Consider the following 16,858-nt stretch of genomic DNA (forward strand, 5'->3'; position numbering starts at 1 on the left):
GCCGGCCAACCTGATCGCCACCGCCGGCTGCGTCGCGCTGTGGGGTTACCTGCTGTACCAGGGCGTGATCGATCCGCTGGGCGGCATCAACACCTTGTGGCCGCTGTTCGGCATCTCCAACCAGATGTTGGCCGGTATCGCCCTGATGCTCGCCACCGTGGTCCTGATCAAGATGAAGCGCCAGCGCTACGTCTGGGTCACGCTGCTGCCGGCGAGCTGGCTGCTGATCTGCACCACCACCGCGGGCCTGATCAAGCTGTTCGACGCCAACCCGGCGATCGGCTTCCTGGCCCTGGCACGCAAATACAACGATGCCCTGGCCGCCGGCCAGATCCTGGCCCCGGCCAAGAGCATCGAGCAGATGCAGCACGTGGTGTTCAACGCCTACACCAACGCGACGCTGACGGTGTTGTTCCTGTTCGTGGTCTTCAGCATCCTGTTCTACGCGCTCAAGGTCGGCATCGCCGCCTGGGGCACGAAGGAACGCACGGACAAAGAAGCGCCATTCCAGGCCCTGCCAGACGCTTGATAGAGGATTGCAACGATGTTCAATGACTTGAGTCGCCTGGGTAAATACCTCGGTCAGGCCGCCCGCCTGATGGTCGGCATGCCCGACTACGACAACTACGTCGAGCACATGCAAACCAAGCACCCGGACAAGCCGATGATGGACTACGAGGCGTTCTTTCGTGAACGCCAGGAGGCCCGTTACGGCGGCAAGGGTGGGCCCAAGTGCTGTTGAGTTGAGCTAAACCCCTTGTGGGAGCGGGCAAGCCCGCTCCCACAGTTGTTTTGGGGTGTTCTCAAGATTTGCATACGCCACAAATCCCTTGTGGGAGCGAGCCTGCTCGCGATAGCGTCGGATCAGCAGTATTGATGTTGACTGACTCAGCGCTATCGCGAGCAGGCTCGCTCCCACATTGGTTTGTGCTTTTCTTTAATTTCGAAACAGGAGAATCATGTTGTCCTCTCCCATCCCGGTCACCATCCTCAGCGGCTTCCTCGGCGCCGGCAAGACCACGCTGTTGCGCCATCTGCTCAAGGCCGAGCACGGCCTTAAGATCGCCGTGATCGAGAACGAATTCAGCGATGCCGGCATCGACACCCAACTGCTGGGCGACGAGCCGGTGCAGGTCATGACCCTGGCCAACGGTTGCGTGTGCTGCACCATTCACACCGACCTGACCAAGGCCCTGTACCTGTTGCTTGAGCGGCTGGACAGCGGCGAGATCGCCTTCGACCGCCTGGTGATCGAATGCACCGGCCTGGCCGATCCGGCCCCGGTGGCGCAGACTTTTTTCATCGACGAGGACCTGCGCGAGCGCTATATCCTCGACGGCATTCTTACGCTGGTGGACGCTGCTCATGCCGAGATCCACCTGACCCAGGCCATCGCCCAGGCCCAGGTCGGGTTTGCCGATCGCCTGCTCCTGAGCAAGACCGACCTGGTGGACACGGCCCAGGTCCAGGCCCTTGGTGAGCGCCTGACGCGCATCAACCGACGGGCGCCGATCCGGGTGGTCGAGCACGGCAAGATCGACCTGGCCGAGCTGCTCGATATTCGTGGCTTCAATCTCAATGCGGACTTGGGCGCAGGGTTCAGCCTGCGACCGGTCGGCAAGGCCACACCGGGTGATCGCATCAGCAGTTTGGTTCTGCGTACCGATAAGGCGCTGGATATCGACAAGCTCAGCGAGTTCATGAACCAGTTGCTGGAAGAACACGGCAAGCAATTGCTGCGCTACAAGGGTGTGCTGAACATCGCCGGCGAACCCCGTCGGTTGGTGTTCCAGGGCGTGCTCAAGTTGTACGGTTTCGATTGGGACACCGAATGGGCCCCCGGCGAAGCCCGGGAAAGCGTGATCGTGTTCATCGCCGACGAACTGCCCGAAGAGAAGATCCGCGCCGGCTTCGAAGCCGCGCTACGTTAACAGTGTGGCGAGGGGATTTATCCCCGTTGGGCTGCGCAGCGGCCCCAAACCAGGCAACTCGGTGTGCCAGGAAGATTGAGTTAACTGCTTTAGGGCCGCTGCGCAGCCCAGCGGGGATAAATCCCCTCGCCACAACCGCTATGCGACCAGCAGCTTTTGCTCCAGATGGTCCAGGTGCTCATCCATCAGCCGCACCGCTTCATTGACGTTGCGGCCTTCCACGGCGTCGACGATTGCCAGGTGTTCCTGCCAGGCGCAGTGCCGGCGGGATTTGATCTCGTGTCGCGCCAGGGCCAGCGAGGTCAACGGCACCAGGCTGCCGAGGAATTGCATCAACGGTGCGTTGCCGGCCATGGCCGCCAGTTGCAGGTGAAACTCGCCGGACAGGCGTATCGCCGGGCCACGCTCACCACGATCCAGGCATTGGCGCTCGCGCTCCACCAGATCGCGCAGCAGTTGCAAGTCCTTGGGCTGCGGCGCCTTGCAGGCCAGGCGCACCAGGGTCTGCTCGGCCAGGCGGCGAGCGTGGAGGATCTGCCGGGTCTGCTCCAGGTCTGGCGCGGCGACTTGTGGCCGGTGGTTGGGCCGCAGGATCACCACTTGCTGATGGGACAGGCGCGCCAGGACGCGGCGAATGACACTGCGGCTGACGCCGAACACATCCCCCAGGCTTTCCTCGGTGAAGCGGCTGGCCGGGGCAATGCGTTGTTCGAGGATGGCGTCGAAGATCCGCGGATAGATATCGTCCACCGACGGTTTGCCGACCCGGCCGGGCAGGGGCAGGGCGGCGAGTACATTGCGGTTATGCTGATGGGGCACGAGATTGTTCATGGCGGTCTCCGCAGGCCCAGGCTCAAGTGCCGAGGTTGTCGTCCGGAATATTCAATTCGATGCCCATGCGCTGGCCTTCCCGGAGAATGTGCCGGCGCATTTCGGCGCTGGCCTGGGCGCTGTTCTTGCCCCGGATGGCACGGACCACGGCTTCGTTCTCTTCCAGGCGTTCGGCCAGGTGCTCGGGCGAATTGCGCAACACATCGGCGCTCTGCTTGAGGGCGTTACTGGTCTGCTGGACCACGTTCTGGAAGATCGGGTTGGACGTCAGGGCAAACAGTTCTTCATGGAAAGCGATGTAGGCGTTGGCGCAGGCGTCGCTGTCGTTGGCTTCCAGGGCTTCGCGCATGTCCATGAGGGTCAGGCGCAACTGGCCGACCTCCTTGCTGCTGATGGACTGGGCCACCAGGCCGACGATGAACGGTTCCAGGGTGTAGCGCAGTTGCAGCAGGTCTTCCAGGCTCGCGCCGGCCATGGCGCTGCCTTCACCGGCAGCATCGTTGAGGTGGGCCTCCAGCACCACGACGCCTTTGCCGGGCATCGAGCGCACCAGGCCGAGGGTCTCCAGCACAATCACCGCTTCACGCAGGCTGGGTCGGCTGATGCCCAGTTGCTCGGCCAGCTCGCGCTGGCCGGGCAGCATGTCACCCGAGCGCCATTGGCCCCGGGCGAGGGCGGCGCGGAGTTTCTCCACCACGGAATTGACGACGGTCGATGAACTGATCACATGTGACTCCTTGAAAATCGATCAGGCGATGCCGGTTCGCGGGCCGGCATCGCCGTCTTTCAGAATTGCTGGTGATGGGCACTGCCCACCGGTTTTCTGGGTTGGAAGGTATAGCCTTGTTGGCCGGACAGCACCTTGCGCGCCCGAGGGACGTCGATGTCTTTTTCCCAGCGGGCAATCGCCACGGTGGCCACGCAGTTGCCAATCAGGTTGGTCAGGGCCCGGCCAATGCCCATGAACCAGTCCACGGCCAACACCAGCACCAGGCCGACCACCGGGATCGCCGGGATCGCGGTCAGCGTCGCTGCCAGGATCACCAGCGCCGAGCCGGGAATCCCGTGGGCGCCCTTGGAGGTGATCAGCGAGACCAGCAGGATGGTCAACAGATCGCTCATGGCCAGGGGCGTGCCGGTCGCGTTGGCGATGAAGACAATGGCCAGGGTCAGGTAGATCGAGAAACCATCCAGGTTGAACGAGTAGCCGGTGGGAATGACCAGGCCCACGGTGGAGCTGCCGATTCCCAGGTGTTCGAGCTTGCGCATGATCTGTGGCAGCACGGCGTCGGACGACGCGGTGCCGAGTACGATCAGCAGCTCTTCGCGCAGGTATTTGAGGAATGGCAGCATCGGCAGGCCCGACACGCGCATCACCACGCCGAGGATCAGCGTGACGAAGGCGATGCAGGTCAGGTAGAACAGGCCGACGAGGCTGCCCAGATGCTGGAGCGACTCCAGGCCATATTTGCTGGTGGTGAAGGCAATGGCCCCGAAGACGCCGATTGGGGCCAGGCGCACGATCATGCCCATGATGCGGAAGATCACGTGGCTGAGTTCGTTGATCAGGCGCGAAATGCCGGAAGCGGCGTCACCGACGAGATTCAACGCACTGCCGAACAGCACGGCAAACAGCAGCACCTGGAGAATGTTGTTTTCCGCGAATGCTCCGATCACCGACGTCGGGATCAGGTTCATCAGGAATTGGGTGGTGGTGACCATGTGCTGGCCGCGCTGGGCGATATCGTTCACGTCCGCGCTGGAGAGCTGCTCCAGGTGGATGTTCGCGCCGCTGCCAATGCCTGTGCTGAAAGCAAGGACCAGACCGATGACCAGGGCGATGGTGGTGAGTATTTCGAAGTAGATGACCGACTTGAGGCCGATACGCCCGACCTTCTTGAGATCGCCGGCACCGGAGATACCACTGACCACCACGCAGAACACGATCAGGCCGATGAGCATCTTGATCAGCTTGATAAAGCCGTCGCCGAGGGGTTTGAGCTGTGCAGAATATTCGGGAAGGGTAAGCCCGCAGACGATGCCGAGCACCAGTCCGAGGACAACTTGAAGGAAGATCGACCGCGAGCACCATTTGAGCATGGGAGGGATTCCTGGTTCGGTGTCCTTGTTCGCCAGGGAGGGCTGGCGTCGGGACTTCATTATTGTGGTCTTACCGGTTTGTCCAGTGCAGGCGCAGTCTAGGCGCTGTTTTCGCGGGGATGCAAGCTCGATTGTGATGATTTGGCTTGACCGGTCTTACCAGTTGGGGTGAAAGCCCTGTGCTTGAGCGTTTTCTCAAAAGAAAAAATGACGGGTGGTCAATAGCCGGCCCGGCATGGAACCCTGTGGCGAGGGGATTTATCCCCGTTGGGCCGCGCAGCGGCCCCTGTGTCCCATCGGACACACCGCAGTGATAAATACAATTGGGGCCGCTGCGCGACCCAGCGGGGATAAATCCCCTCGCCACAAGGGCTGTGCTTCGTCCCTTCGACTGACTTTACATGCCAACAGGGGGACCTTCAGAGTACGCTCAGAATGAACATGGCTTTTGACTGTTCTTCTGTCTCGGCAAGATAAAGATAAGGCGAGCCGCGTACCCTTAGTCCCCCGACATGTTTCTTATTGCCTGTCATGAGCGAGATGGGGACATGGCGGGATGTGATGTGCTTGCGCATGATGATGTTTTGCTGATGATCGAGCAGGCTGAAAAGAGTCGGGTTGCGAGTGTTTGGATCACTTACCCCAAATACTTCGAGCCAGCTTTTACTGATCAGTTTGTTGTAGTGTTCACCGGTGTTTTTCAGGGTCAGGAAGTAGCCACCCGCTGTATACCGGAAATGCAGCCGCAATGGCTCGCTGCGCACGCCCTGGTCATCGGCGTGCATGCCGAGCAGGCTTGAGTGATCCTGGGTTTGGGGTCTACCGGTAAAGAATCCACCGCTGAATGAACTGATGGTCGCCATCGCGGGTTTGCCATGCAGCCTTTCCAGCAGATTTACGCGGGTATTTAACATGCTGAGTGTTGCATTAAAGGATTGTTCACTGTCCATGTGAATAAGCGTCCTGTTTTGAGTGATTAGGTTCAGGGGGCAGGAGGGATCGTATGGGTTTACTAATTGCGTGTGGGGTTTTCTGTATTGCAGAAAATTAAGTGTTGGAGGGTGTTAGTTGTTTCGCCCTGTTTTCCAGGGCAATAAAAAAGGCCCGCATCTTTCGAAGCGGGCCTTATTCAACTGCGCTCTAGCGGGCTAATTAAGCGCCGTAGACCGGCAGCTTCTTGCAGATAGCCTTGACCTTCTCACGCACGGCGTCGATGACCGCTTCGTTGTTCAGGTCCGCCAGGATGTCGCAGATCCAGCCAGCCAGTTCCTTGCACTCGGCTTCCTTGAAACCGCGAGTGGTCACGGCCGGGGTGCCGAAGCGCAGGCCCGAGGTGACGAACGGAGAGCGTGGGTCGTTTGGCACCGAGTTCTTGTTGACGGTGATGAACGCCTTGCCCAGCGCCGCGTCGGCGTCTTTGCCGGAGATCTCTTGCTTGATCAGCGACAACAGGAACAGGTGGTTTTCAGTACCGCCGGACACCACGTCGAAGCCGCGCTCGATGAACACGCCGGCCATGGCCTTGGCATTCTTCACCACTTGTTGCTGGTAAGCCTTGAACTCAGGTTGCAGGGCTTCCTTGAAGCAGATCGCCTTGGCTGCGATCACGTGCTCCAGCGGGCCACCCTGGGCGCCCGGGAAAACAGCGGAGTTCAGCTTCTTCTCGATGTCGGCATTGGCGCGCGCCAGGATCAGGCCGCCACGTGGACCGCGCAGGGTCTTGTGGGTGGTGGTGGTGACCACGTCGGCGAATGGCACCGGGTTCGGGTAGACGCCAGCGGCGACCAGGCCGGCCACGTGGGCCATGTCGACGAACAGGTAGGCACCGACCTTGTCGGCGATCTCGCGAAAGCGCGGGAAGTCGAGGATCTGGGAGTAGGCGGAGAAACCGGCCACGATCATTTTCGGCTTGTGCTCGAGGGCCAGGCGCTCGACTTCGTCGTAGTCGATCAGGCCGTTGCCGTCGATGCCGTACTGGACGGCATTGTACAGCTTGCCGGAGGAGGAAACGCTGGCGCCGTGGGTCAGGTGACCGCCGTGGGCCAGGCTCATGCCCAGGATGGTGTCACCGGCCGACAGCAGCGCCAGGTACACGGCGGAGTTGGCTTGGGAGCCTGCGTGCGGCTGGACGTTGGCATAGTCGGCACCGAACAGTTGCTTGGCGCGGTCGATGGCCAGTTGCTCGACCACGTCGACGTACTCGCAACCACCGTAGTAACGCTTACCCGGGTAGCCTTCGGCGTACTTGTTGGTCAGTACCGAGCCTTGAGCTTCCATCACCGCGGGGCTGGTGTAGTTTTCCGAAGCGATCAGCTCAATGTGCTCTTCCTGGCGCTGAGCTTCTTGCTCCATGGCGGCAAAGAGATCGGCGTCGTACTTGGCAATAGTCAAATCACGGCTGAACATGGCGGTCCTCAAGGATCGGGGGCAGAAAAGGGGGGCATTCTACCTCAACCGGTTTTGGAAGGCATATGAAAGGGCGTCATGTCGCGGACGAATGGGTTTCACACAAGAGGGGCGTTGCCTGTACTGGCCTCATCGCGGGCAAGCCTTGCTCCCACAGAAGCCCGCTTTCCCCTGTGGGAGCAAGGTTTTCCACAGAAGCCGGTGTTCCCCTGTGGGAGCAAGGCTTGCCCGCGAGAGGCCGGCCCAGATAGTACAAGGCCTCAGTCGAGCATGAACAACGCATCATTGCTGAACTGCGCTTCAAACCGGGTGGCCGGCATCGGGCGGCCGAACAGGTAGCCCTGGACTTCGTCGCAGCCGTGTTCGCGCAAGAAGTCCAGTTGCTCGTGGGTCTCGACACCCTCGGCGATCACCGCCAGGTTGAGGCTGTGGGCCATGGCGATGATCGCCCGGGCGATCTGCGCGTCCTGCTCGCCGGACGGCAGGCCGTCGACGAAGGTGCGGTCGATCTTCAGCACATCGATGGGGAATTGCTTGAGGTAGTTGAGCGACGAATAACCAGTGCCGAAGTCATCGACGGCGATGCTCAGGCCCAGGTTCTTCAACCCGGCCAGGATCTGCATTGCCTCGCTGACTTCGCGCATCAGGATACTTTCCGTCAGTTCCAGCTCCAGGCAGGCTGGCGGCAGGCCGGTGCTGCGCAGGATATTGGCGATGCGCGTGCCCAACTGGCCGTCGGAGAACTGCCGGGCCGAAATGTTGACCGAGACCTTCGGCACCCGGACCTTGGCCTGGTGCCACGTCCTGAGCTGCCGACAGGCTTCGGTGATGACCCAGTCGCCCACGTCCACCACCAAACCGAGTTCTTCGAGTACCGGAATGAAGTCCCCCGGCGGCACCAACCCGCGTCGCGGATGGCGCCAGCGCAGCAGGGCTTCGGCGCCAGTCAAACGTTTGCCATCGCCGCTGAACTGCGGCTGGTAATACAGCACGAACTCGTTCTGTTCCAAGGCGTGGCGCAGGTCGCTTTCCAGCTCCAGGCGCTCCAGGGCGCTGGCGTTCATGTCGGCCTGGTAGAACTGGAAGTTGTTCTTGCCACGCTCCTTGGCGTGATACATGGCCGTGTCGGCGTTCTTCATCAATTGGCTCAGTTCGTTGCCGTCCTGGGGGCTCAGGGCGATACCGATACTGGCGGTGACGAAGAACTCCCGGCCTTCGAGCACGAATGGCCGGACCAGGCTGGCGAGGATCTGCTCGGCTACATTGATTGCCCGGTTCAGCGCCATTTCGCGGCTGGCGCGTGGTTGCAGCAGCAGGGTGAATTCATCGCCACCCATGCGTGCCACGGTGTCGTCGTCGGCGACGCAGCCGAGCAGGCGCGTGGCCATTTCCTTGAGCATCCGGTCGCCGGCGGCATGGCCCAGGGAGTCGTTGATCGGCTTGAAGCGGTCCAGGTCGAGGAACATCAGCACGACCCAGGTCTTCTGCCTATCGGCCGATTGCAGCGCGGTGTGCAGGCGATCCTGGAACAGCGTGCGGTTGGGCAGGTGAGTCAGGGCGTCGTAATAGGCCAGGCGATGAATGCGCTGCTCGCTGGCCTTGCGTTCGCTGATGTCGCTGAAAAAGCACACATAGCTGGCCAGGTCGCCTTCGTCATCCAGCACGGCCGTGATGCCGACCCAGGCCGGATAGTGTTCGCCGTTGCGGCGTTTGAGCCAGACCTCGCCTTCCCAGGTGCTGTGCTGTTGCAACTGCTTGAGCACGTAGCGCAGGTGCGCCTCCTGCTGCTCGTCCACGGTCAGCATGTTGGGCAACTGGTCCAGCACTTGCGACACGGCATAACCGCTGACGCGACTGAAGGCTTCGTTGGCCTGGACAATGTAGCCAGCGGGGTCGGTGATCAGGATCGCCGAGGTCGAGTGCTCGAAGACCGTGGCGGCCATGCGCAGGTCTTTTTCGGCGCGACGCTGCTGGCTGATGTCGCGACCGACGCCGAGCACGCCTTCGAACGCGCCGTGTTCATCCCACACCAGCACCAGCCGCAGCTCGATGGGAATCTTGCGCCCGTCGGCACGCAGGCAGTCGAACAGGAACAACTGGGTCTGCATCTGGTTGCGCAGCTCGGCCAGTTGGTCGGGCTTGTCGAGGGCCTTGCTGACCCGGTCCATCAGGCTGTAGATGCCGGTCAGTTGTTGCGGGTTGGCGATGATCGATTGCCAGCCGCTCTGGAAAATCCAGTCGGCGGTGTAGCCCAGTACCGCTTGCACCGACGGGCTGACATAGTTGAGCGAAAGCTTGTTGTCGGTGGAGAAAATCACGTCGCTGATGCTTTCGGCGAGCATCCGGTAGCGCTGCTCGCTGTCACGCAGCGATTCGCTGGCCTCGATCTGCTCGGTGACGTCCTTGGCCACGCCGATGATTCGTGTCACCTGGTTATGCCGGTCGCGGGCCAGGGCCTGTTCGCGAATGTCGAAGCAGCGCCATTTGCCATTGCGATGGCGAAAGCGCAATTGGCATTGCAACAGTTGCGTGTACCCGCCCCGGCGTTGTTCCTGGCGCAGGTTGTGGTAGTGATCGGCGTCGTCGCTGTGCAACAGGATTTCCCAGAAGTACTCGCCCATCTGGTGCAGTTCGGTGCGGTCGTAGCCCAGGGTCTGGCCCAGGTGATGGTTGCTGAAGATCATCCGCTGGCTGATGACGTCCTGCACATAGAGATGATCCGGCACGGTGCGCACCACGTCGGACCAGAAACCTTCGCGTTCGAGCAGCGAGAGTTCGATCAGCTTGCGGCTGGTGATGTCGCTGATGCTCAGGATGACCGCATTATAGTCATGCTGTTTTTCCGGCAGGCGCAGCACCAGCCACAGGTGCTGGTCGCGGCCATGGGCGTCCTGGAGCTTGATTTCCAGTTCCAGTTGCTTGTGTTGGTCGAGCAACGCTTCGAGCAGCTTCGAGCCAACGGGGTTGTTGTCCTGCGCGCCCTTGCCGACCAGCAGTTGCCAGGCCTGATCGCAAGAGTCGACGTTGAGCAGTTTCAACGCCATCTGGTTGACTTCGGTGACGTGAACTTCCTGACGCAATTGCTCGAGTTGATGGGAGGTTTTCGTCCAGGCGCGCAATTGATCGCCGTTGTGCAGGCCGGCCCGCTCAAAAAAGGCCTTGAGCCCCGACAGGTCGAGCACGCACAGGGCCACGCCGGTGCCTTCGAAAATGTCCTGGTAGCGCCGTCGTCCTTCATGCAACTGTCGCTGGCGCCGACGCATGTTCAAGAGCGCGATCACTGGCAACAACGAAAACGCCAGGCCCAGCAGGCATTTGCCGATGAACGCCGGCAGCAGTTGCTCGATCACCTGGCGACGGTCGAACAGCCCTCGCAGTTGCCAGTCGCTGCTGCTCAGGGGCACCGTCAGTACGGTGTTTTTCAGGTCATCCGGGGATAGATGGGTAGGGCTGCTCGAGGGCAGGCTTTCGTCGCGGCTGATGATCTGCTGGTTGAGACGGTTTTCCACCAGCCACAATGGGCGCAGCCCCGTATCGGCCTGCTTGGTCAGGGTGGAGAAAAAGCTTGGGGTCAGGCGCAGGGCCCAGTAGCCACGGCTGCTACCGCTGGCCTGGTGCAACAATAGATGCACCACGGAGCCGTCTTCGACATTGCTGAAATAATGCGCCTGGGCCCGACTGCGCCGCACCAGTTCACCCAGGTAATCGGCGTCGTGGCTGTCGGCGTCGCTGTCACTGAGCACTCGACCGGAGGGGCTCAGCAGGGCCAGGCTGCGCAGTTCAGGCAACGACTGCTGGAGTTTGCGAACCAGTGCCTGCTGTTCGTCGGCCGTTTGTGGTTGTTCGACGATCGGTAGCAGGTTGAGGGCGATTTGCGCGTTCAGGGCCATGTTCAGGCTGACCTGTGCGGCAAGATCGGCGGTGTAGTCGATGGTGTATTGGCGCTGTTGCTGTTGGGTTTCGCGCAGTTGATCGAGCAGTTGCCAGAACAGCAAGCCGAGCAACAGCAGCACCAGGGTGGCCAGGCCACCCTTCAATGTCCCGCGCAGGGGCGAGCCGGGCACGACAGCGGGTGCGCGAGGGGACAGGGGCGGAGTGACGTTGGACAAGCTGTAATCCTGCGGTTTGCTGGACTGGCGCGACGTGCACTATAAGCCGGACGCCCGAAGGGCGGCTAGCATGCCTTGACTTGTGGCAAAGTGCCAGCCCTTGGCGGCTGGACCTTGACCGACGGTTGAGGTAGCTTTGCCGGTCAAACAAGAGCGTTCCAGCTCCAGATTCCCAGGCTCTATCCGCCCGCAGGCATTGATGACCGTCAAGAGCCGGCGCCGCGCATGGCTTGGCTCGTTCTTTTCACCTGTCACTGACGCTAGGTTCACCATGGCTCAATACGTCTTCACCATGCATCGGCTGAGCAAAGTTGTTCCGCCGAAGCGGGAAATCCTGAAAAACATTTCTCTGTCCTTCTTCCCCGGCGCCAAGATCGGCGTACTGGGCCTCAACGGTTCGGGTAAATCCACGCTGCTGAAAATCATGGCCGGCGTCGATAACGAATTCGACGGCGAAGCCCGCCCGATGCCGGACCTGAACATCGGCTACCTGCCCCAGGAACCGCAGCTGGACCCGAGCAAGACCGTCCGTGAAGTGGTCGAGGAAGCGGTCAGCGTGATCAAGGACGCCCAGGCGCGCCTCGACGAGGTCTATGCCGCCTACGCCGACCCGGATGCCGATTTCGACAAGCTGGCCGCCGAACAGGCCAAGCTCGAAGCGATCCTGCAGGCCAGCGACGGCCACAACCTGGACCGCCAGCTGGAAGTCGCCGCCGATGCGCTGCGCCTGCCGGCCTGGGACGCGAAGGTCGAACACCTGTCCGGTGGTGAAAAACGCCGCGTGGCCCTGTGCCGCCTGCTGCTGTCGGCCCCGGACATGCTGCTGCTCGACGAACCGACCAACCACCTGGACGCCGATTCCGTCGCCTGGCTCGAACACTTCCTGCACGACTTCCCAGGCACCGTGGTTGCGATCACGCACGACCGTTACTTCCTGGACAACGTCGCCGGCTGGATCCTGGAACTCGACCGCGGCGCAGGCATTCCGTACGAGGGCAACTATTCGGGCTGGCTGGAAGCCAAGTCCGATCGTCTGGCCCAGGAATCCAAGCAGCAGTCGGCCCATGAAAAAGCCATGAAGGAAGAACTGGAGTGGGTGCGCAAAGGCGCCAAGGCCCGCCAGTCCAAATCCAAGGCACGTCTGCAACGCTTCGAGGAAATGCAATCCCAGGAATTCCAGAAGCGCAGCGAAACCAACGAGATTTACATCCCGGCCGGTCCGCGCCTGGGTGACAAGGTCATCGAGTTCAAGAACGTCACCAAGGGGTATGGCGACCGCGTGCTGATCGACAACCTGTCGTTCTCCATGCCAAAAGGCGCCATCGTCGGTGTGATCGGCGGTAACGGCGCGGGTAAATCCACGCTGTTCCGCATGCTGATGGGCAAGGAAACGCCGGATTCGGGCAGCATTGAAATCGGTGAGACCGTGCAACTGGCCTGCGTCGACCAGAGCCGCGAAGACCTGGACGGCAGCAAGACCGTGTTCCAGCAGATCTCCGACGGTTCCGACCAGATCCGCATCGGCAACTATGAAATCCCGTCGCGCACTTATGTGGGCCGCTTCAACTTCAAGGGCGGCGACCAGCAGAAGTTCGTCAAGGACTTGTCCGGTGGTGAGCGCGGTCGCTTGCACCTGGCGTTGACCTTGAAGGAGGGCGGCAACGTCCTGCTGCTCGACGAACCGTCCAACGACCTCGACGTCGAAACCTTGCGTTCCCTGGAAGAAGCCTTGCTGGACTTCCCGGGCGCCGCCATTGTGATCTCCCACGATCGGTGGTTCCTCGACCGCGTGGCGACCCACATCCTGGCGTACGAAGACGACTCGCAAGCGGTGTTCTTCGAAGGCAACTACACCGAGTACGAAGCCGATCGCAAGAAACGCCTCGGCGAAGCCGCTGCCCAGCCGCATCGCGTCCGGCACAAGAAACTGGCCTGATTCGGTCGGTTGCATAAAAAACGGAGCCTTCGAAGGCTCCGTTTTTTTAGGGTCACAATCCCCCTGTGGGAGCGAGCTTGTAAGGCTTAATTGATGGGGCTACCCGAGCACCGCGAAATCGAGCGAGAGAACATTGGGGATTGTCGGATCGATCTCGTACAGCAAGGCATAGCCCGCCCCCGCGATTCCAGTCAGCAGACTGACGTCGGGCACCCGGTCGCTATCCAGATAAGGCCCTTCGAAAAACTGCTGGGCGACTTCGTCAAGTGCCTCTCTGACTCTGCCCATGCCTTCAGAATTATCGGAATGCCGATACAAGTCATACAGACAGATCAGATTGCCGAAATCACCATGACAAAGGTTGTAGCCCTCGCCAAACCCATGGGCCCAGAGATTGTTCTCGCATCGTCGTATATCGTCGTGCACTGTCTGCCGGGTCGCTTCGTCCAGGGCGTCTCCCATCGATTCCATGAGCTGTCGCCTGGCGATGAGGATACCTCCATCGCCGTGGCACCACTTGGACGTATGGTCCGCCGGCCCGAGGTTGCGCAGGTCCAGCCAGAAACCATCCCGACTCAAGCGGTTTTCACCCTCCAGCACCTGGATGGCCAAGGGCACCAGAGCCGAATCGCCGGTCACGTCATAGGCTTTGCACAATGCATGGATGACGCCCGAGAGTCCATGGGACAAGCCCGTCAAAATGACGGAGCGATCACTGCGTCGTAGCAGTTGGCCGTCTTCAATCAGGATTTGATCCTTGATGTAGTCGACCATGCGTCGGATGGCCGGCAGCACATCCTTTTGCGCAGACAACGCATGGATATTGGCCAGCAGCGTCACCGTTCCACAACAACCTCCCAGGAAGTCGAACTCATAATTTTCAGGAGGCACTTCAATCAGCTGGGCCAACAGGCCGGCAATTCTTTCATCATGGCTGGCGTCGCCAGTGACCTGGCGACGATTGATGAGCAAATAAATGAAAGCCCCCAGCCCGTGATAGGCACTGACCGTCGAATCGGTTTTGAAAAAGCCGAAGCGTTGTTCCAGTGAGTACAGGACTTGATCCATGCGCGACAGAAAGACGGGTTGACCACTCACTTTAAACAGGCTCAGGTAAAACAACCCAATCCCGGCGATACCGGAGTAAAGCCCGTGATCCATGGGCGACGGGTACTTTCTGCGTGTCGTGGGATGCGTATGAAAATACAACCAGCTTACGTCCGTTGTTGTTCCCGCTACTGCGAGCTCCTCAAGGCGGGAACTGATGCTCGATATGGCGTCGAGTCGGCCCGCCTGGAGCGTCTTTTTAAGGTCTCCAGGCACCTGCCCGACACGGGGTGGCGGATGTCCAATTGGCTCTGGAAACAAACAGATTTCGAGCAGTGTGCGTTGTAAAGCCCAGTCCTTTCGGGACAGGTTGGCTATCTTTTGAAGACAGCTTTTTATCGGTGGCTCCACGGCTGCCATCTCTATTGTTTCACCCTGTGCGCTCGTAAAATGGTTGGCGCTCAGAGGCAGGGTGAAACACGGAATGCTGGACCTCTGCAGGTCGGCTATTTCATAGCGGGGAATGCCCATCTTCCGATAGGGTTCTTTCAGGTCTTTCCACAGGGTTGCGAGCAGAAGTTCTCTGTCGAGCATGTTTTGTGTAAAGCGTGGATGACGGATCAGCCCGATAAAGTCGGCATAGCGCTGAGAATTTTTGAGCAATACGCGGGTGGTCAGTTCACCGGCGGATCGTTCCAGCATCCGCATGATCTTGTATCGATGAACCATCAATTCCTTATAGGCATATTCAAAGCCTTGGAACAGTTCGGTTTTATAGGCTTCCAGTCCCTTGCGCTCACCCTGCAAAAGCGGCAGGTGTTTTTGTATCAGCTGATGCTCGAATGAGGTTTTACGCAAATGATAAAAGCCATCCTCGAAAACCAGCGAATGGCGGGTGGCGATGAATAGCTCTTGCCGACTCAGCCCGCTCTGGTCGTTATTGGGGTGTTGTGAAAAGGGGAGAAAACCGCTGGAGCATACCGACTGCTGGACCGATCTAAAGCTGTTGGACAATGCACAGCCAGCGGGCAGGTCGCTCAGCAGGTCGCTGGTGGAAGCGGTGAATAAACACTCAAGGTCGATCATGACCGGACTGTTGCCGCACGCAATAATATTCTCGTAGTGAAAGTCGATGCCGTTCAGTGCATGAATGACCGCTATCTGCGCGCCCATTTTCTTATAGAACAGTTCAACGTCCGCTGCGTTGTCGCAGGGCTCGTTGTCGATTTTTTCCACCCAGCTACGCCGCTCGCGGCTGAGAATCCTGGGGGTGCGGATGGAAAAACAATCCGCTTTTGTCCATTCATGCAGTTGGTCCAGAAGGCGGTTGAAAAAAAGCGCCTCTCGGCTTGCCCTCGGTTTGTAGACCAATGAAATCGCGCAGATTTTAACCTGACAGACCGTTTCACCACGGCCGTGGGGGTCCCCCAGGCCGAGCTCAATAGCGTCGATTTGTCGAGACGGAACAGAGAATTCAGCTTCCAGCGACTCGATATCGGCAGCGAAGTCGAGAATGACCGCATAAAGATAATCGAGGGTGTCTTCCAGCAGATCAAACAACAACATCGCCAGCACCGGGTAGGCTTCGAAGAACTTCAGCAGCGGCAATGTGCGCAGCTGTTCATTGAACGTGCTCAAGTCAATGTCATCGCCGTGGGCGATTTTCGTGTTCAAATAATGGACCAGGCTTTGTTCTGACGTGCGACCAACCCGGGCCAGGATATAGGGTTCCAGGCTTGTAAAAAAAGTGGGTTCGTTAATGTATGTTGACGCATGGGAATAGCGCCCATCCGCTTGGAAGATCTCGATGGCATAAAGAAAAAAACGATAACCAAACCAATAAAAATTGTCTTTCTCGCTCGAGCTTGTGTTCGTTTCCATATGAATGCTGTCAAGTCGAGCAAGCTTTTTCTTCAGGGTGTTCAGGACGGTTTCACCGTCGACAGGCAGGGGCTCGTTGTCGATGGGTGAATTGATATGGGAAACCAGTTGTTCCCTGCCCACTCCAAAGTGATCCAGCAAGGCCTGATCATCAGTATGTAGACGGCTCAGGTTGTTTTCAAAAAGGGCGATGCAACCTTCGGAAGAGAATCCGTACTTCCCTCGCTGATCCAACTTTAAAGCATTGACAAGCATGCCGTAGCTCCTGACATGGATAGAGCAGGCGGTGCCTGCTCTATGTTAACGTTTGTTGCAAGTTTCGATGGTCAGTCAGGCGCTATTAACACCCGATTGTCGAACAGCCAATGTTGGTGCAGGTTCCGAAGGTGTTGCATTCCATCGTCGTTGCCAGGATCTCGCCGGTGTTGGCGGGCGCTTGATAGGCGTTGAACTCGAAATCGAAGTCGCCGGACATGTTCAGGATTTTTTCGCTCATAGGTAGTTCCTCATCAGGTTATACAATCTAATACAGTGACCAGCGGTCAATCGGGTGCCGGAAAGCACCCGAGCTGTAGGATGTAATGAAGTTATTTAGGGGGATTAGGAGGTATCAAATA

At 59.5% G+C, this 16,858-nt stretch carries 12 protein-coding genes; 4 read left to right on the plus strand and 8 right to left on the minus strand.

Annotated features, from left to right (window positions below; genetic code table 11):
* The 3 genes from B0E42_RS01040 to yjiA form a co-directional block, all read left to right on the plus strand.
* Window positions 1-529 (plus strand): carbon starvation CstA family protein (locus B0E42_RS01040; protein ID WP_305886504.1); only part of this gene is annotated, 529 nt, incomplete at its 5' end.
* Between the two features lie 15 nt (window positions 530-544).
* Window positions 545-742: a YbdD/YjiX family protein gene (locus B0E42_RS01045; protein WP_003182142.1), complete on the plus strand. Its 198-nt coding sequence runs from the start codon at window positions 545-547 to the stop codon at window positions 740-742.
* A gap of 220 nt (window positions 743-962) precedes the next feature.
* Complete coding sequence (gene yjiA / locus B0E42_RS01050; RefSeq protein ID WP_018601037.1) at window positions 963-1,931, plus strand: GTPase; 969 nt, start codon at window positions 963-965, stop codon at window positions 1,929-1,931.
* Between the two features lie 138 nt (window positions 1,932-2,069).
* On the opposite strand, the gene B0E42_RS01055 is transcribed toward yjiA, so the two are convergent.
* The 6 genes from B0E42_RS01055 to B0E42_RS01080 all read right to left on the minus strand — a co-directional run bounded on the left by B0E42_RS01055 (window position 2,070) and on the right by B0E42_RS01080 (window position 11,377).
* Entirely contained in the window at window positions 2,070-2,762 is a 693-nt protein-coding gene (locus B0E42_RS01055) for a GntR family transcriptional regulator (protein WP_018601035.1), read from the minus strand.
* A 22-nt stretch (window positions 2,763-2,784) separates the two neighbouring features.
* Window positions 2,785-3,489, minus strand: coding sequence for a FadR/GntR family transcriptional regulator (locus B0E42_RS01060; RefSeq protein ID WP_014340296.1), 705 nt, complete (start codon window positions 3,487-3,489; stop codon window positions 2,785-2,787).
* Window positions 3,490-3,548: 59 nt separating this feature from the next.
* Window positions 3,549-4,862 (minus strand): C4-dicarboxylate transporter DctA, encoded by a 1,314-nt coding sequence (locus B0E42_RS01065; protein ID WP_077505312.1) that lies wholly within the window; start codon window positions 4,860-4,862, stop codon window positions 3,549-3,551.
* A 419-nt stretch (window positions 4,863-5,281) separates the two neighbouring features.
* Window positions 5,282-5,812, minus strand: a complete 531-nt coding sequence (locus tag B0E42_RS01070) for a hypothetical protein (RefSeq protein WP_053189886.1) — start codon at window positions 5,810-5,812, stop codon at window positions 5,282-5,284.
* A 202-nt stretch (window positions 5,813-6,014) separates the two neighbouring features.
* A complete protein-coding gene (gene glyA / locus B0E42_RS01075; protein ID WP_018601030.1) occupies window positions 6,015-7,268 on the minus strand; it encodes a serine hydroxymethyltransferase in 1,254 nt (417 codons plus the stop codon).
* Window positions 7,269-7,528: 260 nt separating this feature from the next.
* Complete coding sequence (locus tag B0E42_RS01080) at window positions 7,529-11,377, minus strand: bifunctional diguanylate cyclase/phosphodiesterase (protein WP_077505314.1); 3,849 nt, start codon at window positions 11,375-11,377, stop codon at window positions 7,529-7,531.
* Between the two features lie 271 nt (window positions 11,378-11,648).
* Between B0E42_RS01080 and ettA the strand changes: the two genes are divergently transcribed.
* Window positions 11,649-13,313, plus strand: a complete 1,665-nt coding sequence (gene ettA / locus B0E42_RS01085) for an energy-dependent translational throttle protein EttA (protein ID WP_018601028.1) — start codon at window positions 11,649-11,651, stop codon at window positions 13,311-13,313.
* Window positions 13,314-13,412: 99 nt separating this feature from the next.
* Here the strand turns inward: ettA and lanM are convergent, their stop codons facing one another.
* Window positions 13,413-16,496 (minus strand): type 2 lanthipeptide synthetase LanM, encoded by a 3,084-nt coding sequence (gene lanM, locus B0E42_RS01090; protein ID WP_077505316.1) that lies wholly within the window; start codon window positions 16,494-16,496, stop codon window positions 13,413-13,415.
* Window positions 16,497-16,581: 85 nt separating this feature from the next.
* A complete protein-coding gene (locus B0E42_RS31000; RefSeq protein ID WP_018601025.1) occupies window positions 16,582-16,737 on the minus strand; it encodes a hypothetical protein in 156 nt (51 codons plus the stop codon).
* Between the last annotated feature and the right edge of the window lie 121 nt (window positions 16,738-16,858).

Origin of the sequence: Pseudomonas sp. A25(2017) (assembly GCF_002001065.1) — a bacterium.
In the GTDB taxonomy this organism is placed as follows: domain Bacteria; phylum Pseudomonadota; class Gammaproteobacteria; order Pseudomonadales; family Pseudomonadaceae; genus Aquipseudomonas; species Aquipseudomonas kilonensis.